Raw genomic sequence first — 24618 nt, forward strand, 5'->3', positions numbered from 1 at the left:
CCGCACCGGTGCGGCAGGCCCACGGCCGTCTCGGGAGGGGTGAACCGTCAGCCGGCGTACACGTCCTCGACGTACCGCCCGGCCTCGATCAGCCCCTGCAGCCAGGCCTGCGCCCGCTGCTCGTCCGCGCCCGGGACGCGCTCGCGGTACAGCGTCCGGAAGGCCTCCCGGACGCCCGGCGCCATCCGGGCGCCGTCGCCGCACACGTACACCTCGGCACCGGCGTCGAGCAGCTCCCAGACCTCGGCCGCCTCGGCGGCGATCCGGTCCTGCACGTAGCGCCGCCCGTCCCGCGGCCGCTCGCTGAAGGCGGGCCGCAGCGAGACCGCGCCGGCCTGCTCGGCCGCCTCCAGCTCACCGCGGTGCAGGTAGTCCGCGTCCGGGTCGTCGCAGCCGAAGTACAGCAGCGCCGGGGCGAGCCCGGCCCCCTCGGCGAGCAGCGCCCGGCGGTCGGCGACGGCGCCCCGGAAGGGCGCCAGGCCGGTGCCGGCCGCGATCATGACCACCGGGGTCCGGTGGCCGATCCGGAACGCCTCCCGGCAGGGCTGGACCCGGGCCAGCACGGTGTCGCCGACGGCCACCCGGTCGAGGTAGCCGGAGCCGGTGCCCCGGAAGGTGCCCCGGCCCGAACGGGCCGGCCCGCTGAGCACCGAGACCATCAGCTCCGCCCGGCCCGGGTCGCCGGCCGGCGAGGAGGAGATCGAGTAGTGCCGCGGCCGGATCGGCGGCAGCAGCTCCAGCAGCACCGGCCAGCCGAGCCGCCCCTGGAGGGCCGGGTGGTCCTCGACCAGGTCCAGCAGGGTGCGCGGGTCGTCCTCGGGCAGCGCCCGCAGCGCGGCCTGCTCGGGCGGGCAGGGGTTGAGCGAGGCCAGGGCGGCGCGCTGCTCGGCGCTCGGCCGGTCCTGCAACTCGACGTGGCGGGTGAGCAGTTCGCGCACCGTCAGCGGGCGGTCGACGGCCAGTCCGGTGCGCCGGTGCGCCACGATGCCCAGCACCGTGTCGAGGTCGGCGCCGAACAGCTTGGCGGCGCGCTCGACCAGCGCCGGGTCGTTGGCCGGGAGCACGGTGAGGTGGTCGGCGGTCCGGTAGCCGGTGCCCTCCGGCAGGGCCAGCCGGACCAGCCGCTTGACCCGGTGGTAGGCGGGGTCGGTCAGGCTGCCGACGGCGGTGACGGTCAGCTCCGCCATGCCGTGCCGGGCGGCCAGCGCGGCCAGCGGGCCGCCGGTCACCTCGGTCACCGAGTAGGCGGCCGCCGGCCGCGCCTCGGCGGGGGCGTCGGCGTCCCCGTAGCGCGCCAGCAGGGTCTCGCGCAGCTCGGCGGTGAACTGCCGTACGGTGCCGGCCAGGTCGCCGGAGGCGTCGGCCTCGGCGCGGGCCAGCAGCCGGGTGCCGCCGAGCGCGGCGAGCCGGTCGTCGATCAGCCCCGGGACGCGCTGGTAGGTCGCGGCGTAGGTGCGGTCGCCGATGCCGAGCACCGCGTACTCGACGCCCTCGGCCGTCCCGCCCTCCTGCCCCTCCCCGGCGTCCTGAGCCTCCTGGGCCTCCTGGAGCCGGCGGACGAACCGGGCCGCGTCGTCGGTCGGCTGCCCGTTGTACGAGGCGGCGGTGATCACCACCGGCCGGTCGGTGGGCAGCCCGTCCGCGTACGCGTCCAGCGGGGCGGTCTCCGTCTCGCAGCCGAGGTCGGCGGCGGCCTCCGCGAGCTGCCGGCTGAACTCCCGGCAGGCGCCGTAGTTGGAGCCGTGCAGGAGCAGCAGCCCGGTCCCCTGGCGGACCCGCCCGGCCGTCCCGGGCCGCTCGGCACTGCCGGTGGCAGCAGCGGTGGAGCCGGAGCCGGAGGCGGTCGCGGCCCGGCCGGGCGTGCGCCGGGCGAGGCCGAGGGTGAAGTCGTCGGGCTTGATGGTGAGCGTCTGCTTGATGGTCAGCCGGTAGTCGGTGTGGTCGATCAGCCGGTAGCGGTGGACCAGCATGCCGAGCAGCATGACGGCCTCGTGCAGCGCGAACTGCCGTCCGATGCAGGCGCGTTCGCCGGTTCCGAAGGGCTTGAAGGCGTGCGGGGAGCGGGCCTCCTCGCACTCGGGGTCGAACCGGGACGGGTCGAACAGCTCCGGGTTGTCGCCCCACGACGGGTCCCGGTGCAGCATCGGCGTGGAGACGAAGACGGTCTCCCCGGCGCGCAGCGGGATGCGGCCGCCGAGCAGGGTGTCCTCGCGGGCCTCCCGGCTGAACGCGGGCGCCGTCGGCCACAGCCGCAGCGCCTCGTTGAGCACCTGGCGGGTGTGGCGCAGCCGTCCGACGTCCTCGTAGGAGGGCTCCGGGTCGGCCTGGTCGCCCCAGAGCTCGTCCACCTCCCGCTGCACCTGGCGCAGCACCGTCGGGTGCTTGACCAGGTAGTACATCGCGAAGGAGAGCGCGCCCGAGGTGGTCTCGTGGCCGGCGATCAGGAAGGTGATCACCTGGTTGCGGATGTTCTCGGCGTCCAGCCGGGTCCCGTCCGAGGGGCGGACCGCGCCGAGCATCAGGCCCAGCAGGTCCTCGGCCAGGGCCTGCTCGCCCTCCCCAACAGCTCCCTCCCCGGCGGTTCCCTCCGCGGAGCGGGCGGCGATCACCTCGTCCACCACGGCGGCCAGGTAGTCGGCGTCGGCCCGGAAGGCGGTGTCCCGCTCGCGGTGGTCGGCCTCCGGGTCACGGGTGAGCCTGTTCATCGCCCAGCCCAGGCAGCGCACCATCGCCTCGACGAAGGGGTGCGGCTCGTCCCGCTCGAAGGAGCCGAAGTCGAAGCCGAAGCCGGCCAGTCCGATGGTGTCCAGGGTCATCCGGGTCATGTCGCCGGGCACGTCCACGGGCAGTCCGGCGGCCTCCCGGCGGTCCCAGGAGTCGACCAGCCGGCGGGCCACCCGCAGCATCACCGGGTGGTAGGTACGCATCGAGCCGAGCGCGAAGGCGGGCATCAGGATGTCGTGCGCCCGGGCCCAGTTGGGCTCGTCGTTGTAGGCGGTGAACAGACCGTCGCCGGTGAACTGGCGGACGTTCTCCAGGCCCGGGCCGATCGACTTGGTGAACCGGGTCTCGTCGGCGAGCTCCTCGACCAGCTCCAGCCCGCTGACGATCAGGCTGTCCCGGCCGTGCAGCCGCTGGACGAAGGCCGGGCCGTGCTCTCTGGCCAGTTCCATGGTGCGCAGCATCGGGGCGGCGATCGGCGGCGCCGACGAGATGTCCACCAGGGGGACGGCCCGACCGCTCCCGGCCCCGTCCGCCCGCTCGCCGCCGTCCGTCCACCCGTCCTCGGCCGTCCACTGGCCCTCGGTCGTGCTCTCCACGGTCTCGGTCATCGCTGTGGCCCCTCCCACGGCAGGAAAACTTCGGTCTTCCACCACTGTGCGCCCACCAGGCGGAAGGTCAGACCCCGATCACTACATGATTGTGTAGTACCAGGGGCTCCGACGGGCTTGCCCACGAACCGTCAGCCCTGGCCCCGGAGAGGAGAACCACCGATGCGATCGACCGAGGACTGCGCCCCCCTGCCGGGCGGCCGCCTGGACCCGGCGGTGATCTGGCGCAACCGGGCGCTGCGGCTGATGGACCACGTGCCGATGCCCATCGCGGTGTGCGAGTTCGGCGGGCAGATCCTGATCGTCAACCGCGCGATGGCAGCCGAATTCGGCTGCTTGCCGGGCCAGTTGCGCCACCGTAGGATTCTGGAGTTCTTCACCCTGCGGGACACCGGCACGCTGGAGGCGCTCACCGAGGCCGTCCGGCTGCACCGCCGCTCGCAGTACCCGGCCCGGGTCTCCTGGACGCCCGCCGGCGGCACCGAGCGGCACGGCGAGATGACCGTCGACCTGGTCAGCGACACCCCGGAGCAGACCCCGAACCTCCTGCTGTCGCTGCAGGCGGCGGAGCCCGCGGCCGAGGCCCCGCCGTCCGGCCCCCGAGCCGAGGCCAGCCCGGTCGAGGCCCGCATCCTCGCCGCCGCGGCCCGGGGCGACACCACCGCGCAGATCGCCCGGGCCCTCGGCATCACTCCGGACGGCGTCAACTACCACCTGGCCCGGCTCTCCCGCCGCTGGCGCGTCCCCAACCGCACCGCCCTGGTCGCCCGCGCCTACACCACCGGCGTCCTGGCCCCGGACACCTGGCCGCCCCAGCCCGCCGGCCCGGAGTGATGCCTCGGCGTCAGTCCGCGGTACGCCGCTCCGCCTCGATGAACGCCCTCGTGGTCGACGGGTCCGGGAGCGGGCGCCCGTACGTCTCCGCGAGCCGGGTCAGGGCGGTGGTCTCCACCGTCCAGCCGTGCCCGGCCAGCCAGTCGCCGGTGCCCGGGCCGAGCCCGCCGCGCCACAGGCCGGTGAGGTGGGTGAGCGCCGGGTCCTGCGGTGTGCGGCTCACGTCCCCGCCCTGCTCCAGCAGGAGGCGGCTGCCCGGGGCGGCCAGCCCGGCCACCGCCGTGAGCAGCCCGGCCGCCTCGTCCGGGGCGAGGTAGACCAGCAGGCCTTCGGCGAGCCAGACCGAGCGCCGGGCCGGGTCGAAGCCGGCGGCGACCAGCCGCTCGGGCCACCGCGGGTCGACCAGGTCGACGGGCAGGGCGGTGCGCCGGGCCTTCGGCACGGCGCCGAGGCCGTCCAGGACCTGCTGCTTGAAGTCCAGCACCGGGCCGAGGTCGAGCTCGAACACCCGGGTGCCGGACGGCCAGTCCAGCCGGTAGGCGCGGGTGTCCAGGCCCGCCGCCAGCACCACCACCTGGTCGGCGCCGGCGGCCGGCAGCCGGTCGTCGTAGAAGCGGGTGCGCAGGATGCCGTGGGCGACGAGGGCCTTGGCGAGGCTGCTGACCGGGCCGGAGAGGGCGGGTTCGAGGCCGGCGGCGTCCACGAAGGCGAGGGCGTACGGGTCGACGAAGAGCGGGTCGGGTCGGGAGCTCTCGTAGGCCCGCACCCGGGCCACGGACAGGGCGGTGCGGGAGACCGGGCTGAGCGGTTCGGAGGTCGTCATGCTCGGCAATCTACATCGGCGCCGATGCATCAGTGAAGATGTATTGGTGGAGATATATCGGTGAAGATGTATTCTTGCGGGCATGGACGGCGTGCAACTCCTCAGACTCGGCAAGCGGCTGACGGAACTCGGCCGCGCGATGATCACCGACCCGGCCGCCGAGCACCTCAGCGCCGGGGAGATCGCCGTGGTCTCCGACGTGTACCGCCACCCCGCCACCTCCGTCCAGGAGATCCGGGTCCGCACCGGCTTCGCCCAGAGCCACGTCTCGGTCTCCGTCGCCCGGCTGCGCGAACGCGGCCTGCTCGACGCCGCCGCCGACCCCGCCGACGGGCGCCGCACCCTGCTGACCGTCTCCGAGTCGGCCCGGCACGCCATCCGCGCCCACGTCGCCCAGCCCGCCGAGCCCGTCATCACCAAGGCCGTCCCCGACCCGGAGAAGGCCCGCAGGGTCACCGAACTGCTGGACGAACTCGCCGGCCTGCTGCTGCCCTGACCCGTCGCCGGGCACACCACCAGCCCCACGCCCCGGCCGAGTTCCACAAGTCGGTCACAAGCTCGCCAGGCCACTCCCCCGCCACCGCCGGCCCCTGCCATCATCCCGACTGAACCCGGGAGGCGCCCGGGCGAGGCCGAGGGAGTGCGATGGACGCGCGGATCAGGGTCGCCGGCGGCGACGGGCTGCGGGAGACGGCGGAGCTCCGGGACCGGCTGCACCGGGAGCGCGAGCTGGCGGGGCCGGCGCTGAGCGACGACGATGAGTGAGCCGCCGACCGACCGCGTTCCGACTCCGCCGACCGACCAGGCGGCCTCCCCGCCACCCCGCCGCCCCCGGCACCACAGCCGGCGGTCCGTCACCCCGGCCGCCCGGATCGTGGCCCAGGCCCTGCTGGTCGTCATCGGCCTGTCCACCGTCGCCCTCGGCTTCTCCTGGTTCGTCGACACCTTCGACGAGGCGCTCGCCTACCGCGGCGCCCCGGTCTGCGGCGCCCCCGCCACCGCACCCGGCGCGGACTGCACCAAGCAGGAGACCGGCCGGGTGACGGCCAAGAAGACCGACTCGAACGGAGACTCCACCACCTACGGCCTGACCGTCTCCCGCGAGACGGTGCCCACCGCCACCTACAGCGTCACCGAGGGCCTCTACGACAGCCTGGAGAACGGCGTCAACGTGGACCTGACCCTCTGGCGGGGCCGCGTGGTCGAGCTCTCCCACCAGGGCCACCGCTCCACCGTCCAGAGCACCCCCTGGCTCACCGCCCTCAAGCTCGCCCTCCTGGTCGGCACGGGAACCGTCCTCGCCGTCTACGGCCTCCTCCTGCGCCGCCTCGTCAGCTGGGCGCTCCCGCTCGCCGTCCTCCCCTTCCTGGTCCTCTTCACCGTCCTCGGCAGCATCATCCTCATCACCGCCCAGTGGCCCTTCGCCCTCACCATCGCCCTCCCCCTCATCGGCTGGCTGGTCCTGACCGCCATCACCGCCACGATGTCCTGGGACTACTAGCCGGGGAGATCCGGACCCGGCCGGTCACACCAGGGGCGCGTCCAGGCAGGCCCGGCGGTGGCTGAAGGTGTCGAGGGACCAGCGGCCGTGGTAGCGGCCGGAGCCGCTCTCCCCCACGCCGCCGAAGGGGAGTTCCGGGATGCCCAGGTGGGCCACCGGGAGGCCGAAGTTGAGGGCGCCGGAGGCGGTCTCCTCGGCCAGGCGGCGGCGTGCGTGCCCGTCCTCGGTGAAGGCGTAGAGGGCGAGGGGGTGGTCCCGGTCGTTGATGAAGGCGATGGCCTCGTCGAGGCCGGCGACCTCGACGACGGGCAGGACGGGGCCGAAGACCTCCTCCCGCATGACCGGGGCGTCCGGCTCCACCTCGGCCAGCAGGGTGGGCGCGATGTAGCGGTCCGCGCGGTCGTGCTGCCCGCCGAAGACCGTACGGCCCGAGTCGAGGAGGGCGACGACCCGGTCGAAGTGCCGCTCGTCGACGATGCGCCCGTACGCCGGTGACCGCGCCGGGTCGGGGCCGTACAGCTCGGTGACGGCGCGCGCCAGGGCGCCTTCCAGCGCGCGGGCCGTGGCCGGGTCGGTCAGCAGGTAGTCGGGGGCCACGCAGGTCTGCCCCGCGTTGGCGAACTTGGCGCGGGCCAGCCGGGCGGCGACCGGCCCGGGGTCGACGCCGCGGTCCACGAACACCGGTGACTTGCCGCCCAGTTCGAGGGTGACCGGGGTCAGGTGCTCGGCGGCGGCCCGCAGCACCGTCCGGCCGAAGCGGGCGTTGCCGGTGTAGAGGATGTGGTCGAAGCGCTCGGCGAGCAGGGCGGTGGTCGTCTCCCCGCCGCCCTCCACCACGGCGATCGCCGCCGGGTCGACGTACCGGGGCAGCAGCCGTGCCAGCAGGGCCGAGCAGGCCGGGGCCAGTTCGCTCGGCTTGGCGAGCACCGTGTTGCCGGCGGCGATCGCGCCCGCCACCGGCACCAGCAGCAGCTGCACCGGGTAGTTCCAGGGCGCGATCACCAGGACGGTCCCGAGCGGGGCGTGGCCGGTGTGGGCGCTGGTCCCCGGCGGCAGCCGGGTGAGCGCGGCGGCGGGCACCGGCTCGGGGCGCAGCCACTGCTCCAGGTTCTGCAGGGTGTGGTCGACCTCCCGTACGGTGAAGTCGACTTCGGCGATGTCGGTCTCGGCGCGCGGCTTGCGCAGGTCGGCGTGGAGGGCCTCGGCGATCTCCTCGCGGTGGCCGGTCAGCAGGGCGCGCAGCCCGGCCAGCTGCTCGGTGCGCCAGGCGAGCGGCCGGGTGCGGCCGGTGTGGAAGGCCGCGCGCAGCCGGGCGACGGTCTCGGCCGGGGCGGATACGGAGGGCGCGGTCACAGCCGGCGTGTTCACTGAGAGTCCTCTCGGACGGGGTCGGGGATCCAGCTGCCGTGGAAGCCGGCCGGCACCCGCACCGGCAGGTGGACGGTGGCGAGCGGGGCGCCGGTGAAGTCCTCGGCGGAGAGGACGACCAGGTCGCTCGCGCCCCGCTCGGGGTCGTGGACGTAGGTCAGCAGGTAGCCGTCGTCCTCGCCGCGGGCGCCCTCCCTCGGCACGAAGGAGACCTCACCGGTGTACCGGCCCGCGCCGAACTGCCGTACGGTGCTGGACTGCTGTCGCAGGTCGTGCTTGATCAGCGCGTCCCCGGCGGCCTCCGGGGGCAGCGCGTCCAGGTCGTCGGCCGTCGCTGCGAGGTGGCGCAGCAGCTGGGTGGCCACGGTGGAGTAGCCGTAGCGGTGGGCGCCGCCGAGCACCGCCGGGTTGACCGCCGGGAACTCCTGCGGCCGGTCGTCCAGCCGGGTCTCGGTGACCGTGCCGGAGACGGTGTCGACCGTCCAGCGGTCCAGGGTGGGGCTGCTCTGCCCGTCCACCGCGCCGCCGGCGAACATCCTCGGGTAGCGGACCACGTCGACGACGACCCGGTCGCCGTCCTCGTGGGCGTTGAGGGTGTGGAAGACGAAGCAGGGCTCGACCTCGAACCAGCGGACCTCGGTGCCGTCGCGGGGCAGCAGCCCGACCCGCGCGCCGCGGGTCTCGTCCCAGACCGCCGGATACGTCTTGCGTGCCAGGTTGTCGGGCATGCTGACGCGCCCCGCGAGGTCGAGGACGACGGCGAAGTTCCGGGTCAGCGCCATGTCGTGCACCACCGGCCGGTGCGGGACCGGGATGTCCACGGCGCGCACGACGACGCCCTCCGGGGAGACCACCAGGTGGCGCAGCCGCTCGCTGTCGTCCCGCTGCCAGGTGATCGCGTGCAGCTCGCCGGTGACCGGATCGAGCTTGGGGTGGGCGGCGAACCCGTCGGGCAGCGTGCCGCAGAAGTCGCCGGCCCCCACCGTCTCGATCTCGTAGGAGAGTTCGTACGGGCGGAAGCCGCCCTCGACCAGCGCGAGGGTGCGGTCGGCGTGCCCGATCACGTGGGTGTTGGGCGCGACGTCGGCGATCCGCGGCACGGCGCCGGGGCGCAGCCGCTCCCCCAGCGCCTCGGCCACGGCGGCGCTGCGGACCAGCCGGTTGCGGTACCACCGGGCCCGCCCGTCGAGCAGCCGCACCCCGTGCACCATGGCGTACCCGGCGAACAGGTGCCGCGGCCGCGGGTCCTCCGGCCGCATCCCGTTGGGCCCGTTGCGCAGGTACCGGCCGTTGAGCTCGGCCGGGATCGTCCCCGTGACCGGCAGGTCGAAGGCCGTGACTTCCTCCTCCACCGGGGCGTAGCCACCGGTGAACGGGTTGGTGACGGTGGACACCGCAGACTCCCTCAGGCCGCTTCCGACTACCACTGCGCACGCGGGGCGGCGCACCCGGCTCAACGAGCCACCCACCGGCGGGTGACGGCCCGCCGGGCAACGGCGGGAGGGAGCCTGGAGGAGCCGGGGGTCCGCCGCACCGCCGGCTCACTGGTCGGGCAGCTCGAAGGTCGGGGCCGCGTAGTAGTCCATGCCCTTCAGCTTGCAGACCAGCACCTCGTCGGCGCGGGCCAGGAGCTGGCGCATCCGTCCGATCGCCACGTCGATCAGGGCCGGGCGTCCTCGGAACCCGGCATCCAGGTCTGTGATCATCTTCTGGTAGAGCTCCGTGAAGCCGAGGGCGGCCTTGAGGGCGTCCGGGCTCTCCTCGTAATTCGCCAGCTTGGGGTTCACGAGTGTGTTCACGACCTCGTCCCCTTTCGGGACGTGGAAGCCGTCGCCGGTGGGGTCGAGCGGTTTGTCGTCCTGCCGGTAGAACCTTCCGACGCTCAGCTCGTGGAACGTGAAGTAGTGCGACAGGTCGCGGTTGGAGTCCAGGATTCCTCCGCCGTCCCCTTCACCCTCCCAAATGATGTCCTGCATGAGCGTCAGCGCGTCGTCCAGGCCTTCCACGGTGATGCAGTCCTGCCCGAAGTAGGCGTACTGGCGGTCGAGGCGCCCGGCCGGGAACACGGCCTTCTCCCCGTACAGGTGGACGCAGTCCTTTAGGTGCTGCATGAGGTCCCGGTAGAACTGCCCGATCGTCTCACCCGGGTCGGGGAGGATCGGGGTGTGCAACCGCGGGTCGAACTCGGCGGTGACCGGCAGTGCAGCCCTGAGCCCCTCCGGCAGGGTCCCTTCGTCGACGGGCCCCGGGGACTCGATGCACATGCCCATGGCCAGGAAGGAGTCCCCGAAGGGCTGGAGTTGGATCTCCATGGGGCCGGGGGCACTGAAGAAGCGCGGATAGGGGAGGGAGGCGACGGCCTTGATGTCGGGGTCGGCACCGGTGGCGATCAGGACGTTCGCGGCGATCGACAGGTGCCGCATCTCGACGGTCACCAGCTCCCGGATGAGTTTGGCCGCGGTGCTCCGACGGTCCTTGATCGACCACCAGCCCGTCAGGTAGGCGGGGATGGTGGAGAACTCGACCAGGCAGGCGCTCTGCAGCATCTCCCGCAGTTTCTTGATGTCGTCCTCGAAGGTCATGAGGTGACCTCCTTCGGCTTTCCGGTCCTGAGCAGGGTGCGGTACATCTCCAGAACCTTGCGCTTGCCGCTGGACAGGTCCCTGGTGACGGGCATGTAGAGCGAGGAGTTCGCCATGGAGACCGAGGACAGTTCCAGGATCTGGTCGATGTTCCGTTCGACGGCCGTCCTGTCCCCCAGGTCGAGCGCGGCGTAGTACTTCATGACCGGGAAGATCATGTCGTACACGTAGAGCACCCGCTTGTAGACGTAGTCCCAGGCGGCGGCCGGGTCGTTGTGGTGCTCCTCGCAGTACTTCCGGAAGTCCTCGGGGAGCTGGTCGTCGAAGGGCAGCATCCGCACACAGCAGTAGAACGCCGAGACGAAGGACCACGGCGCTCCCACGAACCCCACCCTTTCCGGCGGAACGTCCGGACTCCCGTCGAGGTAGTAGGGAAAGAAGGCGATGACCGGGAGGTTGGGGGCTTCGAGACCGCTCACCACGGTGAACCCGATCTCCGCGCGGCCGTTCACCACCGGCCCGACCTTGGTGATGGTGAGGACTTCCTCCTCCTTCTTCTCCGGTTTCTTCCAGAAGGAGCCGTTCTGCATGGGTGGCGGCGGGTCCGGCAGGTACTGCTGGACGACCAGCCCGACCTTGCGGGTGGGGATCGCACCCCGGTCCCGGACCTCGACCACCACCACCCGGTCCTTGTCGCTCTGGTCGACGTAGATCGATCGCAATTCGGTCTGGGCCGTGAGCACCTTCTCCGTCAGCATCGTGACCTGCTCGGCATTCGGCTTGCACCGGATGCCCAGGACCCCGTCGGCCAGGTCCGCGTCGGTCACCTTGCCGTCGACCGGCACGTCGATGATGCCGGAGGTCAGCTCGTAGCCGCTCCTGTCGTAGACATCGGGCTTGATCTCCGCCACGGTCTCGATGGTGGCGGCGCCGGCGACGACGAGCTCCAGAGTTCCGAAGGACGTCTCCTTGTCACCGCTGGCGTCCTTCTCCGGGATCGTGGCCCCCAGGTCGAGGCTGACGTAGCGGGTGCCCCCGGCATTCCGGTTGACCTCCGCCACCGCCGGCCCGAACCAGGCGTCCACCGGATTCTTCTCCGAATCGAGGACCTTCACCGAGTTCGCCGGCGCCAGGAACCGCCCGCCGGGTACCGAAGCCGGCTCGCTCTCGTGCCACAGGCCGATCGTGCCGACCACCCGGGAAAGGCAGGTGTTCCGACGTGGCGGATTCCCCGCTTTTCGGTCCTGCTCCCACAGGTCCAGCAGTTTCTCGAACCGCTCCTTCTGGGTCTTGCAGCCGGCGAACTCGAGTGCGTTGAAGTAGTGGGTCAGATAGACGGAGTACCGCATCATGATTCCGCGGGCCTTCTGGGAATCCATCTCCTTCTTGAGCGCGTTCAGCAGTGGCGATTTGTCGGAGGTGAAGTGGAGATTTTCCCGGCCCACGCACGCCTGGACGACGGTGGCGCCGACCCCGTCGCGGTAGACGTCCCCTTTCAGATTCAGGTTGCGGCTGAAATTCTGCCAGCGCGCCGGCAGCTGGAGGCCGTCCTCGATGTCGCCGTAGAAGAATCCCTCCGGGCTGGTTCTGCTGCCGATCTGGATGCGCCTGGCGAAGAAGCAGGGGCTCCAGACCGAATCCGGGTTGTTGTCCGCCATGCTCGCGCTGGTGTGGAATGCGGCCCTGGGGAAGTGGCCGTCGCCGGTCTGCTCCTCCGGGGTGAGGTCGGCGATCGGGAACGAGTCCCCGGCCAGGTTGACGACGGCGCCGAGCAGCGGGTCGCCCGGGATCGACGGATCCGCTCCGTACGCGGTCTGCCCCCCGGTCACGGTCGTGAGGACGCCCTTGCCGTCCGGCGCGTCACGGGGCTGCACGTGGAGCCACCAGTCGTTGCCGCCGTAGGCACTCCACCCCGAAGGGGGCTCCTCCGTCTCCTTCCCGTCCGGGCCTTGGCCCGTCTGCATGCTGAACGCCCACTTCGGAAAGGCCTCCCGGAAATTGTCCGGGGTGATTTTCTTGTCCTTGAGATAATTCCAGTTCAGCTCCGCCGTCCGGAAGTCGTACGTCGGGAACAGGCCGTTGTTGTTCATGGTCGCCGGATTGAAGGTCATCTGACCCCGGAAGAAAACCCGGGGAACGGAAAGGACGCTCACAGCACCTCCTAGGGGGTTGGCGGGAAGCCGCCAGCGATGTACCACCGCACCTTGATCCCTAGCCCGCCTCGACCCGGACAGCCGAGGGTGTTCACTCGGCGTCAGTCACCCCGCGATCGCATGATTCCGGCCCAGGCCGATTCGGGTGATTCCTGCCGCACCGATGTGAGTGGAACGTCCGCCGTCGGCATAGATGGATCGTTGACGACGTGACAACGGATAGGGTCCTGCGGCATTTCCGCCGAATCGACGGAGAGTGACCGCGGACCGGCGAGCGGAAGGAGCCTGGCACATGCCGGAACCGGGAGCGGGGCCCCGGACGGGGGTCTGGCTGGTGGGGGCGCGCGGCTCGGTGGCCACCACCACCGTGGTGGGCGCGGCGGCGGTCGGTGCGGGGCTGGCCGAGCCGACGGGGTGCGTCACCGCGAGCGAGGACTTCCCCGGGGCCCGGCTGCCGCCACTCGGCGCCCTGGTCTTCGGCGGGCACGACACCGGCTCCGTCCCCCTGCCCGTCCGGGCCGCCGAGCTGGCCGAGTCCGGGGTGGTGCCGCAGCGGCTGCTCGAACCGCTGGAGAAGGCCGTCGTCGCCGCCGACCAGGAGATCCGCCCGGGCTACGCCACCGGTCGGAGCGGACTGCCCCAGGCGGTGGCGGCCCGGGCGCTCGCCGTCGACATCGAGGGCTTCCGGCGGCGTCTGGGCCTGGACCGCGTCGTGGTCGTCAACGTGGCCTCCACCGAGGCACCGGTGCCGGACCGCCCCGAGCACCACGACCTCGACCTCCTGGAGGCGGCCCTGCGCGGCCCGGCCGACGTCCTGCCGGCCAGCTCGCTCTACGCCTACGCGGCCTTCACCGCCGACTGCCCCTACGTGGACTTCACCCCCTCCACCGGTGCCCGGCTGCCCGCGCTGGACGCCCTGGCCCGCGCGCGCGGCCTGCCGTACGCGGGCAGCGACGCCAAGACCGGCGAGACGCTGGTGCAGTCGGTCCTGGCACCGATGTTCGCCGTCCGCGCGTTGAAGGTGCGGGCCTGGTCCGGCACGAACCTGCTGGGCGGCGGGGACGGCGCCACCCTGGCCGATCCGGGCGCCGCCGCCAGCAAGACGGCGTCCAAGCGGCGGGGCCTGGGCCGCATGCTGGGGCACCCGGTGGAGGGCTCGGTGCACATCGACTGCGTACCGGCGCTCGGCGAATGGAAGACCGCCTGGGACCACGTGGCCTTCGAAGGGTTCCTCGGGGCGCGGATGAGCTTCCAGTTCACCTGGCAGGGCTGCGACTCGGCACTGGCCGCACCGCTCGTGCTGGATCTCGTCCGGCTCACCGCCACCGCGCACGCGGCGGGCGTCTCGGGCCCGCTCGGGGCCCTGGGCTTCTTCTTCAAGGACCCGGTCGGCTCGGGTGGTTACGCCCTGACCGACCAGTACCAGGCCTTGCGGGCGTTCGCGGCGGAGACCGCGGCGGCGACCGCGGGCGGCGGGCCGCGCACATGAGGCTCCCGGCCCTCGGCACCGTCGCCGAACTCGTCCGGGCACCGGCCGCGATCACCGTGCCCGGCGACCCCCTGGTCGGGGCGACGCTGGCCGGCCGCCCGCTCGGACCGGCCACCGGACTGCTGGCCCTGTCCTCGGTCTGCTTCTACTGGGCGGGCATGGCCCTCAACGACTACGCCGACCGGCACACCGACGCGGTCGAGCGTCCGCACCGTCCGATCCCCTCCGGCCGGGTGGAGCCTTCGGTCGCCCTCTCCCTGGCCGCCGGCCTCACCGGGACGGGGCTCGCCCTCGCCGCGGCGGGCGGTGGGCGCGGGGCCCTGTCCGTCGCGGTGCCGTTGGCGGCCGTGGTCTGGAGCTACGACCTGGGCCTCAAGGGCCGTCCCGTCGCCGGGCCCGTCAGCATGGCCGCCGCCCGCGGCCTCGACGTCCTCCTGGGCGCCGGGGGCCGCGGGCTGCGCGCGGCCGCGCCCGCCGCCGCGCTGGTCGGCGCGCACACCCTCGTGGTCTGCGCGCTCAGCCGCCACGAAGTCCGGGGCGCGGACGGCCTGCTCCTCCCCGCCACCGCGGCCGCCACCTGCGCCGTCGCCGCCGTGGCCGCCGCCCCGGGTGCAGGCGGCGCCCCGGGTCGCCGGGCGGTCCGCCTCGCCGCCCTCGCCGTGTACGTCGCCGGCTTCGGCGGCGCCCAAGCCGCGGCGGGCCGGCTCGACCCGCGACGCCTCCAACAGGCCGTCACCGCCGGCATCGCCGCCGTCCTCCCCCTCCAGGCCGCGTGCGCCTGCCGCGCCGACGCCCTGCCCGTGGCCCTGTCCCTGCTCGCCGCGGCGCCGGTGGCCCGCCGCCTGTTCCGAAAGCTGTCCCCCACATGACCGGCACGGTCACCGACCAGGGCCACACGCAGCCCGGCCCCGTACGAACGGACGCCGTACGGACGGACGCCGTACGCGCGGACACGGGGCTGCGGTTCGGCTACGGCACCAACGGGTTCGCCGGGCACCGCCTGACCGAGGCCATCGCCGTGCTGGCGGACCTCGGCTACGACGGGATCGCCCTCACCCTGGACCACTGCCACCTCGACCCGTTCGCCCCCGGGCTGTCCCGGCGGGTCGCGCGGGTCGCCCGGCGACTCGCCGAGACGGGCCTGGAGACCGTGGTGGAGACCGGCGCCCGCTACCTGCTCGACCCGTGGACCAAGCACGCCCCCACGCTCGTCGACGAGGATCCGAGCCGTCGGCTGGAGTACCTGGGTCTGGCGATGCGGGTGGCCGCCGATCTGAACGCGGGGGCCGTGTCGCTGTGGAGCGGCGTGCCCGCCCCGGGCGTGCCGTCCCGGGTGGCGTGGGAACGACTGGTCCACGGCTGCGGGTGGGCGGTGGCGGAGGCGGACCGCCACGGCGTCGTCCTGGGCTTCGAGCCGGAACCGGGCATGCTCGTCGACACCCTGGACGCCTACGAGCTGCTGCGCCGCCGCCTCGGCGATCCGCCCGCTCTCGGGCTGACCCTCGACATCGGCCACTGCCGCTGCCTGGAGTCCGCCCCGGTGCCCGACTGCGTCGTACGGGCCGGGCCGCACCTGGTCAACGTCCAGATCGAGGACATGCGCAGGGGCGTGCACGAGCACCTGGAGTTCGGGCAGGGCGAGATCGACTTCCCGCCCGTGCTGGACGCGCTGCGCCGCACCGGCTTCCCGGGACTGGTCAGCGTCGAACTGCCGCGGCACAGCCACGCCGCGCCGCAGCTCGCCGCGCGCTCGCTGGCCTTCCTGCGAGCCGCCGCCGACGCGGCGCACGGCACCCGGACACCGCGATGAGCTTCGGCAACGCCGCCCGGGTGACCGTCCGCGACCTGCGCGCCGCCCTCGACCGGCAGCTCACACCGGACGCCGCCCACTGGCTGGCCACGGCCCTGACCGAGGTGGCCGCCGAACCCGACCAGGCCCTGCCCCGGCGCTTCGCCGAGGCGGGCCGCCGGGGCGGCCGGGCACTGCTGGCGGCGGCCCCCGCACCGCATCAGGACCCGGCGCCCGCGGTCCCCGCGGAAGCGCTGGCCTGGACCGTGGACGACGCCGTACGGGCCCTGCTACTGGCCGCCGCCCCGGCCCCCGCCGACGGCCCCGCCGTCCGGGCGTCCGCCGTCTACCGCCACGGGGACGCCGCGGAACGGCGCGGCGTGCTCCGCGCCCTCGGCCCGCTGGACCTGCTGGCCCCGTACGGCCTGCGGGACGACGCCGTCCCCCTGGTGTCCGACGCGCTGCGCGCCAACGACCCCCGGCTGCTGGCCGCCGCACTGGGCCCCTACGGGGCGCGGCACCTGCCGGCGCCCGCCTACCGGGAGGCCGTCCTGAAGTGCCTGCACTGCTCCGTCCCCCTGCGGGCCGTGGCCGGGCTGCCCCACCGGACCGACGCCGAACTGGCCCGGATGGCCGCGACGCACGCCCGTGAACTCACCAGCGCCGGACGCCCCGTACCGGGCGACGTGCGCGCGCTGGCCGGCCCCCGACCGGCCGCGACCGAGCCCCTTCCGCCCCCTCACCCTGCCGGGACCTGATGCGCATCTTCGACCCCCACATCCACATGACCTCGCGGACGACCGACGACTACCAGACGATGCGGGACGCCGGCATCCGGGCCGTCGTGGAACCGGCGTTCTGGCTGGGCCAGCCCCGCACGGACGTCGCCAGCTTCGTCGACTACTTCGACTCCCTGATCGGCTGGGAACCCTTCCGGGCGGCCCAGTTCGGTATCCGCCACCACTGCGCCCTGGCCCTCAACCCGAAGGAGGCCAACGACCCCCGCTGCACCGCCGTCCTCGACGTGCTGCCCCGCTACCTGGACAAGGACGCGGTGGTGGCGGTGGGCGAGGTCGGCTACGACTCCGTCACCCCGGAGGAGGACCACGCGCTCGCCACCCAGGTCCGGCTCGCCATGGACCACGAACTGCCCGTCCTGGTGCACACCCCGCACCGGGACAAGGCCGTCGGGACCAGGCGCACGCTCGCCGTGCTCCGCGAGTGCGGGATCGCTCCCGACCTGGTCCTGGTCGACCACCTGACCGAGCTGACCGTGACGGAGGTCGCCGACACCGGCTGCTGGACGGGGTTCTCCGTCTACCCGCACACCAAGATGGACCCCCACCGCCTGGTGCAGCTCCTCAAGCGCCACGGAACCCACCGGGTGCTGGTCAACTCCGCGGCCGACTGGGGCCGCAGCGACCCGCTGGCGACCCGGCGCACGGCGGAGGCGATGCTCGAAGCCGGCTTCACCGCCGACCAGGTCGACGAGGTGATGTGGCGCAACCCGGTCGCCTTCTACGGCCAGAGCGGACGCCTGACCCTGCCGGTGGACGGTCCCGACACGCCGGACCACCGCGAGGAGCCCCACGAGCGGGCCGGCGACGCCGTGTACCTGGGGAACTCCATCGCCCGCGGCGAGTAGCCCTTCCCGGAGCAAGGAGACCGCCCCCGATGCGCCTGCGCCACCCCGACGGCAGCACCGTCCACCTCGCCTACTGCACCAACGTCCACCCCGCGGAGGACCTCGACGGCGTCCTGGCTCAACTCGCGGTCCACGCCGAGCCCGTCCGCGAACGGCTCGCGGCGCCGTCCCTGGGCCTGGGCCTGTGGCTCGCCCACGACGTGGCGCGCACCCTGGCGACGGACGCGACGGCCCTGGACCGGCTGCGCCGTGAACTGTCCACCCGGGGGCTCGAAGTCGTCACCCTCAACGGCTTCCCCTACCGCGGCTTCCACGAGCCGGTCGTCAAACGGGCCGTCTACCGGCCGGACTGGAGCGACCCGGCCCGCCTGGCGTACACCCTCGACCTGGCCCGGGTGCTGTCCGCACTGCTGCCCGAGGACGCGGCCCGCGGGAGCATCTCCACGCTCCCCCTGGGCTGGCGGGTCGGCTGGACGACCGGACACCAGGACCGCGCCCGCCGCGGCCTGGACGAACTGGCCGAAGGGCTCGCCAAGTCGGAGTCCGACTCCGGCCGCCGCGTCCGGGTCGGCCTGGAACCCGAACCGGGCTGCGTGGTCTCCACCGTGAGCGACGCCTGCGCACGGCTCACCGGGCTCGACACCGAGCGCATCGGCGTCTGCCTGGACGTCTGCCACCTCGCCGTCGACTTCGAGGACCCGCCGTCCGCCCTCCGCGGCCTGGCCGACGCCGGCCTGCCCGTCGTCAAGGCCCAGCTCTCCAGCGCCCTCCAGGCCGACGATCCCTCCGACCCCGCCGTACGGCGGGCGCTCGCGCGCTTCGCCGAGCCGCGGTTCCTGCACCAGACCCGCGCCGAGCCCGCCGGCCCCCGCCCGGAGCGGTGGGACGACCTCGACCTCGCCCTCCGCTCCCCGGCCGACGACGCCGATCCGCGCCCGTGGCGGGTGCACTTCCACGTCCCCGTGCACGCCGACCCGGAGCCGCCGCTCACCGCGACCGGGCCGGTGCTGACCGACGCCATCCGCGCCCTCGTCCACGGCCCGCACCCCGTCACCGACCACCTGGAGGTCGAGACGTACACCTGGTCGGTGCTCCCGGGCCGGGACCGGCCGTCCGACGACGAGGCACTGGTCGCGGGCATCGCCGCCGAACTCGCCTGGACCCGCCAGCAGTTGCTCGCCGCCGGACTGCGGGAGCACACCTCGTGACCACCGGCCGCCCCACGCCCCTGCTGGTGCTGAACGTCGCCGCGCTCACCCCCCGCCTCCTGCGCCACATGCCGCACCTGCGGGCCGTCGCCGAACCCAACGGCGACACCCAGGGGCACGGCGCCCAGCTGGAACCGGTCTTCCCCGCGGTCACCTGCTCCGTCCAGGCCAGCCTGCTGACCGGGCTCCCCCCGAGCCGACACGGGATCGTCGGGAACGGCTGGTACTTCCGCGACCTCGGCGAGGTGCTCCTGTGGCGCCAGCACAACCTGCTGGTGGAGGGCGAGAAGGTGTGGGACACCGCCAGGCGGCGCCACCCGGGCTACCGCGTCGCCAACATCTGCTGGTGGTACGCCATGGGCGCCGGCACCGACATCACCGTCACCCCGCGCCCCGTCTACCACGCGGACGGCCACAAGTCCCCCGACTGCTACACCGTCCCACCGGGCCTGCGCGACGAACTGACCGACGCCCTCGGACCGTTCCCGCTCTTCGACTACTGGGGGCCCCGCGCCTCCATCGCCTCCAGCAGGTGGATCGCCCGGGCCACCGAGCACGTCATCCGCACCGCCGCACCCGACCTGACCCTCGCCTACCTGCCGCACCTCGACTACGACCTCCAGCGCTTCGGCCCCGCCGCACCCCAGGCCGCCGCCGCGGCCAGGGCCCTCGACACCGTCCTCGCGCCCCTGCTCCACCTGGCCCGGGAGCACGGGACCACCGTCGTGGCGCTGTCCGAGTACGGCATCACCGCGGTCGACCACCCCGTCCACATCAACCGCGCGCTGCGCGCGGCCGGCCTCCTCACGGTGTACACCCAGGCCGGGATGGAGTACCTCGACCCGTACACGTCCCGGGCGTTCGCCGTCGCCGACCACCAGGTGGCCCACCTCTACGTGCCCGACCCCGCCGACCTGCCGCGCGTCGCGGAGCTCGTCCGAGCGCTACCCGGAGTGGAACGCGTCCTCGACAGCGCGGGCAAGGCCGCGTACGGAATCGACCACGCCCGCGCGGGCGAACTCGTCGCCGTCGCCAACACCAACGCCTGGTTCACGTACTACTACTGGCTGGACGACACCCGCGCCCCGGACTTCGCCCGCTGTGTCGAGATCCACCGCAAACCCGGCTACGACCCCGCCGAACTCCTCCTCGACCCCGCCGACCGCCTCGTCCGACTCCGGGCCGCTGCCGCCCTCGCCCGCCGCCGGCTCGGCCTTCGCTCCACCCTGTCCGTCGTCCCGCTCGACGCCACCCACATCCGCGGCAGCCACGGCCGCCTCCCCGACGACCCGGACGACGGCCCCGTCCTCCTCCTCTCCGACACCACCCGCCTCCCCCGTGTCCAGCCGCGCTACGCCGCCACCGACCTGCCCGGCCTCCTCCTCCGACTCGCGGGCGGCACGGGCCGGGAGGGGCACATCGCACCCCGCGTCCGCTCCGGCGCCCGACTCACGGACGAGTAGTCCGCGTTCCCGGACGCCGAGCCGATCGACGTCTCCGACTTCCTCCAGTACACCGCCACCCCGGACGTCCTGACCGACGTGCGCGAGGGCACCCCCAACCTCCTGCTGTTCACCGACGACCTGTAGCACCACCAGGCCGGACCGGCGGGGTCGAGGTTCCGCCGGTCAGACCTTCGCGTCGCGTGCCTGGTGGAAGCGTTCCAGGGCGAGTTCGACCAACTCCGGTGCGTTGCCGAGTTGTTGGGAGACGCCAACCACGCCGGCCGCGGTCGAGGCCTCGACTGTCACACGGAACAGCAGGCCGGCGGCGAAGCAGTAGGACGCGACCGCGATCCGCCGGGCCCCGGTCAGGACGGAGTATGCAGCTGTTCCTGGTGACGTCGTAGGTGGTGAGGGCGGTCCCGTGGACCGCGACGACCGTGCCGTACCCGTCCGTCCGCCAGACGCCCTCCAGCCGGTTGACACCCGGGCGCTTCGGCCTACCGGTGGCGGCGGCCAGGTGTCCGGGCGAAGTGCTCCAGGAGCCGGACGTGGCGGAACTCGTAGACCGCGCCGACCTTGCGCAGCACGCCCCGCTGATGGGCGTCCTCCAGGAAGGTCATCGCCGCCTGGGGCAGTTGTCCGGTCAGCGGCAGCCAGATCCGCGCGAGGAGGGTCCACTGACCCCACGCGGTCAGGCTGAGCATGGTTCCGAGCCCGGCTCCGAACGTCGTGAGGAGTCCGAACCTGAGCGCGATCTCGGCGTTCCAGGCCAGCGTGAGACCCCAGAGCCGGTGGTCGAAGAGGGCGATGACGGGTTTGCTCCCGATCGCGACCAGGCATCCGAACACCGGCGCGAACATGAACCACTGCAGGAGTACGGTCCTGCGGTTCATGACCAGCAGGTCGCGGGGGTCGGGGGCGGACGCGATGGCGACGCGGGCTTCGAACCAGGCCATCAGCGCCCCGGTGAGCCCGGCCGAGAGGCCGAACACGACCCCGTAGACCACCCCGGACACCAGTCCGTACGTGTACCAGTCCGGGTCCCCCGAGCGCAGGGTGCTGCCGACCCCCTGCAGGAGGCCGATCCCGGCCCCGCCCACCAACCCTGCCGCGAGCCCGACCCCGGCGCGCGCGAGGATCTCGGAACCGGATCTGGCACCCCCTCCGGCCCTTCCGCCGAGGCGTATCCGCACCTGCGACGGTTCCAGGGCCGCGCCCCGGAACACGAAGCCGATCCCGTGCACGAGCGCGAAGGCCAGGAAGGCCGGGAGGCCGTTGATCAGTCCGTCCAGCACCGCCATGGTGAACCCGTGGTGGAGCCTCGCCGTGAGGCCGCGCGGGGGCCCGGCGTCGTCGAAGACGGCGAAGGCCCCGTCCATGGCGCCGATGACGAGGGCGACACAGGCCCCGGTTACGAACCCGGTGAGGAGCATGCGCGGCACCAGCCGCATGGCGGTGCCCAGTTTCCACCAGGCGAGGTCAGGGTGCTCCTGCCGTTCGAGGTGCCGGGCGAGGAAGCCCAGCCAGCGGGACACCCGCTCCGGATCCCGGTTCCGCTCCTCCCGCGACCACCGGCCCGACGCCTTCCGGCCGGGTTGGGCCGACGGCAGCGGACCGGCGGGATAGACCGACGGGACCAGGGAGTCCAGCAGGTGGCTCTCGATCGCCTCCGGGGTGGGAAAGCAGCGCCGCTTGGCGAGGTCTCCGGGACCCCCGCCCGAGGTCGGGCGCTGGTAGGCGGTCCGGCACAGCCACAGCATCAGCGGAACCGTCAGGACCTCGGCCGCCGGGCAGGACGGATCCTCCGTCAGCGCGTCCGTGAGCGGGCGCCAGCGGTCCTGGTGCTGGGGTGTGGCACTCCTGAGCAGGTACCGCGAGGCCTCCTCGGCGGTCAGCGGTTCGGCCTCGACGACGGCGGCCGAGCGGAGCACCTGGGCGGCGTCGATCGCCTCGACGTAGTCCTCGGTCCGGCAGGTCAGGACCAGGGGGGTTCCGTCCTCGAGGGCGTTGAGCTTCTCCAGGGCCACCGGCCGTTCGTCGGCGGGCAGTTCGTCCAGACCGTCGAGCACCGGCATGATGCGCCGGTCGCGGCGCAGCAGCCGGACCGTCTCGAGGCCCAGGTAGGGGTACTCGCGCAGCAGTTGCCGGTCCAGCCACTCGGTCAGGTGGTCCACGCGCGGCCGCCAGGAGGCGATCGACAGCAGGACGGGGACCGGCTCTCCCTCGCGCATCCGCCGCAGCAGTTCGATCACCAGCAGCACGGCCAGGGTCGTCTTTCCGCTGCCGGGCCCGCCCAGCACGACCAGCCGGCGCTGCGGCAGGCGCAGGAACGCGCCGGCGAAGGAGGCCAGGTCCGCGGCGCTCCCCTCGACGGGGTCCGCCGTCAGGTCGGGGTGGTCGCCGAACGCGCCACCGGATCGAGCGCACCACCGGACCGGGATCGGCTCCGGCCCGTGGAGGCCGCGCAGCGCGGCCTCCTGCCGCCACTGCGCGAGCACCACATTGCCCAGCTGCTGCGCCGCCGTCTCCACCGGGTCGGGGAAGCGCAGGGTGAAGTAGTTGTTCTGGACGCCGTTGGGGCCCGACAGGATCGCGGTCGGGCCGTAGAAGACGATGGTCGGCTCGCCGCCCGGCTCCGCACCGGTCGTGCCCGGCTCCGTAGCGGTCATGAGGCCCCGAAGCGGTTCTCCTGGTGGCCGTGGTCACCGACCACGATCGCCGTGGACCCGTGGAAGGTGTTCCCGGTCATCGTGTTTCCGCCGCGGCCCGGATCGGCGGCGGCCTCGGCCGCCTGGACTTCCGCCACGGCCTCCCGCAGTGTCCCGGCGAACCCGGTGTCGTCCTCGACCGCTTCCTCCAGGGCCAGTCGCAGCCGCTGCCGGGTACGGTCGGTCGGCTCCGTCAGACCGGAATCGGCCTCCTGGATCATCCGTTCCAGGGCCGGATCGGCGCCCAGGCGGACCGCCACCACCTCGTGCAGGCGGTCCATCCCGGCGTCCAGCGCGTGGTCGACCTCCGCGTCCATCCGGCCCGACACCCGCCTCGCCTTGCGCACCGCCCACGCGAAGAGGAAACCGACCGCCAGCTCCACGCCCACCATGTTCGCTCCCTTTGCAGGACACGTCTCGTCGGTGTACCGACCCTAGCTGCACCGGCTCGGCCGCGTGGCACGATTCCCGACCCTCGCCACGGTCGCAACCTTGGCGAACTCCCTTATTCCAACGTGTGTATGACTGTTCGTCAGATGAGCGACGGGGATGCCGGAACGCGACGGGAGGCGTCATCGGGATGTCATCGACCGCTGCCACGGTCGTCCGGTGACGTCGGACGACCAACTCATGGAGGGGAACGCCGTGACGAGGACAGTGACCCGATGGCGACTGGTGGTGGCCCTGGTGGCCGCCGCCCTGGCCATGGCCACGACAGCGGGGACGACAAGGGCCGCCGGCGGCACCGGGGCGCCGCCGCCGATGGCGGACGGGTTCGGCCTGACCCAGGTCGAACCGGCCGTGGGCGGCCCCACGAACTTCCTCCTGACCGTGGCCACGCCGGAGGTCGCGGGCAGGCACCACATCAAGATCATCCTGCCGAGCGGCTACTACGACGACCCGACCAGGCGCTACCCGGTGCTGTACTTCCTGCACGGTTCACCCGACGATCCCGTCAACCAGACCTACCCGGCGCTGACCACCTCGAACGCGATGATCACCGTCATCCCGGACGGCGGCGCCCGCGGCTGGTACGCCAACTGGCTCGACCAGCACACCCCGGCCGGGGCCCAGAACTGGGAGAACTTCCACCTCCACCAGGTGATCCCGTTCATCGACGCGAACCTGCGGACCATCGCCACCAAGAAGGCCAGGGCCGTCGCCGGCGTCTCCATGGGCGGGTTCGGGGCCTTCCACTACGCCCAGGACCACCCCGAGCTGTTCAGCCAGACCGCCTCCCTGTCGGGCGACATCGACCTCTCCGTCGACTCCATGGACCTGCGGCTGGCCATGGTCGCCTCCCTCATCGACGGGCCGGGCGTGATCTGCGCCCTGTCGTCCGGTGCCTGCGACCCCGCGAACTCCCCCTACAAGCCCGCCGTGGACAGCGACGCCCTGTTCGGCTCGCCCTACCCGGTGTTCAACGCGGACTGGCGGTGGAACGACGCCGACCCGTCACGGCACATGGACAGGCTCACCGGTGTCGGGGTCTCCATCTACGTGGGCAACGGCGGCGGTGTGGTCACCGAACCGGAGTTCTGGCTCGAAGGCGCCGCCCGGCACGTCAAGGAGCACCTGGACGCCCTCGGCATGCCCTACCACTACGTCGACTACGGCGACGGCTCCGCCTGGGGCACCCAGTGCAACGGCCGCCACAACGGCGGCTGTTGGGAACAGGACCTCCGGGACCTGATCCCCCGGCTGGAGGCGGCCTTCGCCTCCTGAGCCGACAGGATCCGGT

The 24618-nt window shown here is 73.2% G+C and carries 20 protein-coding genes; 11 read left to right on the forward strand and 9 right to left on the reverse strand.

The features are described 5' to 3' along the window. Positions 1-47: 47 nt before the first annotated feature. Complete coding sequence (locus ACWDD9_RS06035) at positions 48-3332, reverse strand: cytochrome P450 (protein ID WP_449810894.1); 3285 nt, start codon at positions 3330-3332, stop codon at positions 48-50. A gap of 162 nt (positions 3333-3494) precedes the next feature. Between ACWDD9_RS06035 and ACWDD9_RS06040 the strand changes: the two genes are divergently transcribed. After that, entirely contained in the window at positions 3495-4166 is a 672-nt protein-coding gene (locus ACWDD9_RS06040) for a helix-turn-helix transcriptional regulator (protein WP_074003211.1), read from the forward strand. 10 nt (positions 4167-4176) lie between these two features. On the opposite strand, the gene ACWDD9_RS06045 is transcribed toward ACWDD9_RS06040, so the two are convergent. Next, positions 4177-4989, reverse strand: coding sequence for an SAM-dependent methyltransferase (locus ACWDD9_RS06045; protein ID WP_049651750.1), 813 nt, complete (start codon positions 4987-4989; stop codon positions 4177-4179). 82 nt (positions 4990-5071) lie between these two features. Here ACWDD9_RS06045 and ACWDD9_RS06050 point away from each other — a divergent pair, with 82 nt between their 5' ends. Beyond that, entirely contained in the window at positions 5072-5485 is a 414-nt protein-coding gene (locus ACWDD9_RS06050) for a MarR family winged helix-turn-helix transcriptional regulator (protein WP_449810895.1), read from the forward strand. Positions 5486-5746: 261 nt separating this feature from the next. Beyond that, on the forward strand, positions 5747-6490 hold the full coding sequence (locus tag ACWDD9_RS06055) for a hypothetical protein (protein WP_117485744.1): 744 nt from the start codon (positions 5747-5749) through the stop codon (positions 6488-6490). Between the two features lie 24 nt (positions 6491-6514). Here ACWDD9_RS06055 and ACWDD9_RS06060 read toward each other — a convergent pair whose 3' ends face one another. The 4 genes from ACWDD9_RS06060 to ACWDD9_RS06075 all read right to left on the reverse strand — a co-directional run bounded on the left by ACWDD9_RS06060 (position 6515) and on the right by ACWDD9_RS06075 (position 12551). Next, entirely contained in the window at positions 6515-7858 is a 1344-nt protein-coding gene (locus ACWDD9_RS06060) for an aldehyde dehydrogenase family protein (protein ID WP_449810896.1), read from the reverse strand. Further along, positions 7855-9252, reverse strand: a complete 1398-nt coding sequence (locus ACWDD9_RS06065) for a carotenoid oxygenase family protein (RefSeq protein WP_449810897.1) — start codon at positions 9250-9252, stop codon at positions 7855-7857. Before ACWDD9_RS06065 ends, ACWDD9_RS06060 begins: the two co-directional genes overlap by 4 nt. 147 nt (positions 9253-9399) lie before the next feature. Beyond that, complete coding sequence (locus ACWDD9_RS06070) at positions 9400-10440, reverse strand: ferritin-like domain-containing protein (protein ID WP_449810898.1); 1041 nt, start codon at positions 10438-10440, stop codon at positions 9400-9402. Continuing rightward, positions 10437-12551 (reverse strand): hypothetical protein, encoded by a 2115-nt coding sequence (locus ACWDD9_RS06075; protein ID WP_449810899.1) that lies wholly within the window; start codon positions 12549-12551, stop codon positions 10437-10439. The genes ACWDD9_RS06070 and ACWDD9_RS06075 overlap by 4 nt, the downstream gene beginning before the upstream one ends. 334 nt (positions 12552-12885) lie before the next feature. Between ACWDD9_RS06075 and ACWDD9_RS06080 the strand changes: the two genes are divergently transcribed. From ACWDD9_RS06080 to ACWDD9_RS06110, 7 genes are read left to right on the forward strand one after another with little or no spacing between them, the layout of a single operon-like run. Continuing rightward, positions 12886-14082, forward strand: coding sequence for an inositol-3-phosphate synthase (locus ACWDD9_RS06080; protein WP_449810900.1), 1197 nt, complete (start codon positions 12886-12888; stop codon positions 14080-14082). Beyond that, complete coding sequence (locus tag ACWDD9_RS06085) at positions 14079-14951, forward strand: SCO3242 family prenyltransferase (RefSeq protein WP_449810901.1); 873 nt, start codon at positions 14079-14081, stop codon at positions 14949-14951. Before ACWDD9_RS06080 ends, ACWDD9_RS06085 begins: the two co-directional genes overlap by 4 nt. After that, positions 14948-15892, forward strand: coding sequence for a sugar phosphate isomerase/epimerase family protein (locus ACWDD9_RS06090; RefSeq protein ID WP_449810902.1), 945 nt, complete (start codon positions 14948-14950; stop codon positions 15890-15892). Before ACWDD9_RS06085 ends, ACWDD9_RS06090 begins: the two co-directional genes overlap by 4 nt. After that, on the forward strand, positions 15889-16629 hold the full coding sequence (locus tag ACWDD9_RS06095) for an EboA domain-containing protein (protein WP_449810903.1): 741 nt from the start codon (positions 15889-15891) through the stop codon (positions 16627-16629). The genes ACWDD9_RS06090 and ACWDD9_RS06095 overlap by 4 nt, the downstream gene beginning before the upstream one ends. Next, positions 16629-17516, forward strand: a complete 888-nt coding sequence (locus ACWDD9_RS06100) for a TatD family hydrolase (RefSeq protein ID WP_375875912.1) — start codon at positions 16629-16631, stop codon at positions 17514-17516. Before ACWDD9_RS06095 ends, ACWDD9_RS06100 begins: the two co-directional genes overlap by 1 nt. Before the next feature lie 29 nt (positions 17517-17545). Then, entirely contained in the window at positions 17546-18724 is a 1179-nt protein-coding gene (eboE, locus tag ACWDD9_RS06105) for a metabolite traffic protein EboE (protein ID WP_449810904.1), read from the forward strand. Then, positions 18721-20187, forward strand: a complete 1467-nt coding sequence (locus tag ACWDD9_RS06110) for an alkaline phosphatase family protein (RefSeq protein ID WP_449810905.1) — start codon at positions 18721-18723, stop codon at positions 20185-20187. Before eboE ends, ACWDD9_RS06110 begins: the two co-directional genes overlap by 4 nt. A 165-nt stretch (positions 20188-20352) precedes the next feature. On the opposite strand, the gene ACWDD9_RS06115 is transcribed toward ACWDD9_RS06110, so the two are convergent. From ACWDD9_RS06115 to ACWDD9_RS06125, 3 genes are all read right to left on the reverse strand, one after another. Beyond that, positions 20353-20475: a hypothetical protein gene (locus ACWDD9_RS06115; protein WP_449810906.1), complete on the reverse strand. Its 123-nt coding sequence runs from the start codon at positions 20473-20475 to the stop codon at positions 20353-20355. A 191-nt stretch (positions 20476-20666) separates the two neighbouring features. Beyond that, positions 20667-22838 (reverse strand): NACHT domain-containing protein, encoded by a 2172-nt coding sequence (locus ACWDD9_RS06120; RefSeq protein ID WP_449810907.1) that lies wholly within the window; start codon positions 22836-22838, stop codon positions 20667-20669. Then, the gene (locus ACWDD9_RS06125; RefSeq protein ID WP_082346003.1) at positions 22835-23269 is read right to left on the reverse strand and encodes a chromosome partitioning protein; all 435 of its coding nucleotides are present in this window, start codon (positions 23267-23269) and stop codon (positions 22835-22837) included. The genes ACWDD9_RS06120 and ACWDD9_RS06125 overlap by 4 nt, the downstream gene beginning before the upstream one ends. 253 nt (positions 23270-23522) lie before the next feature. Between ACWDD9_RS06125 and ACWDD9_RS06130 the strand changes: the two genes are divergently transcribed. Further along, complete coding sequence (locus ACWDD9_RS06130) at positions 23523-24602, forward strand: alpha/beta hydrolase (RefSeq protein ID WP_049656166.1); 1080 nt, start codon at positions 23523-23525, stop codon at positions 24600-24602. Positions 24603-24618 lie beyond the last annotated feature (16 nt).

It is taken from the genome of Kitasatospora sp. NPDC001119, from assembly GCF_053598475.1.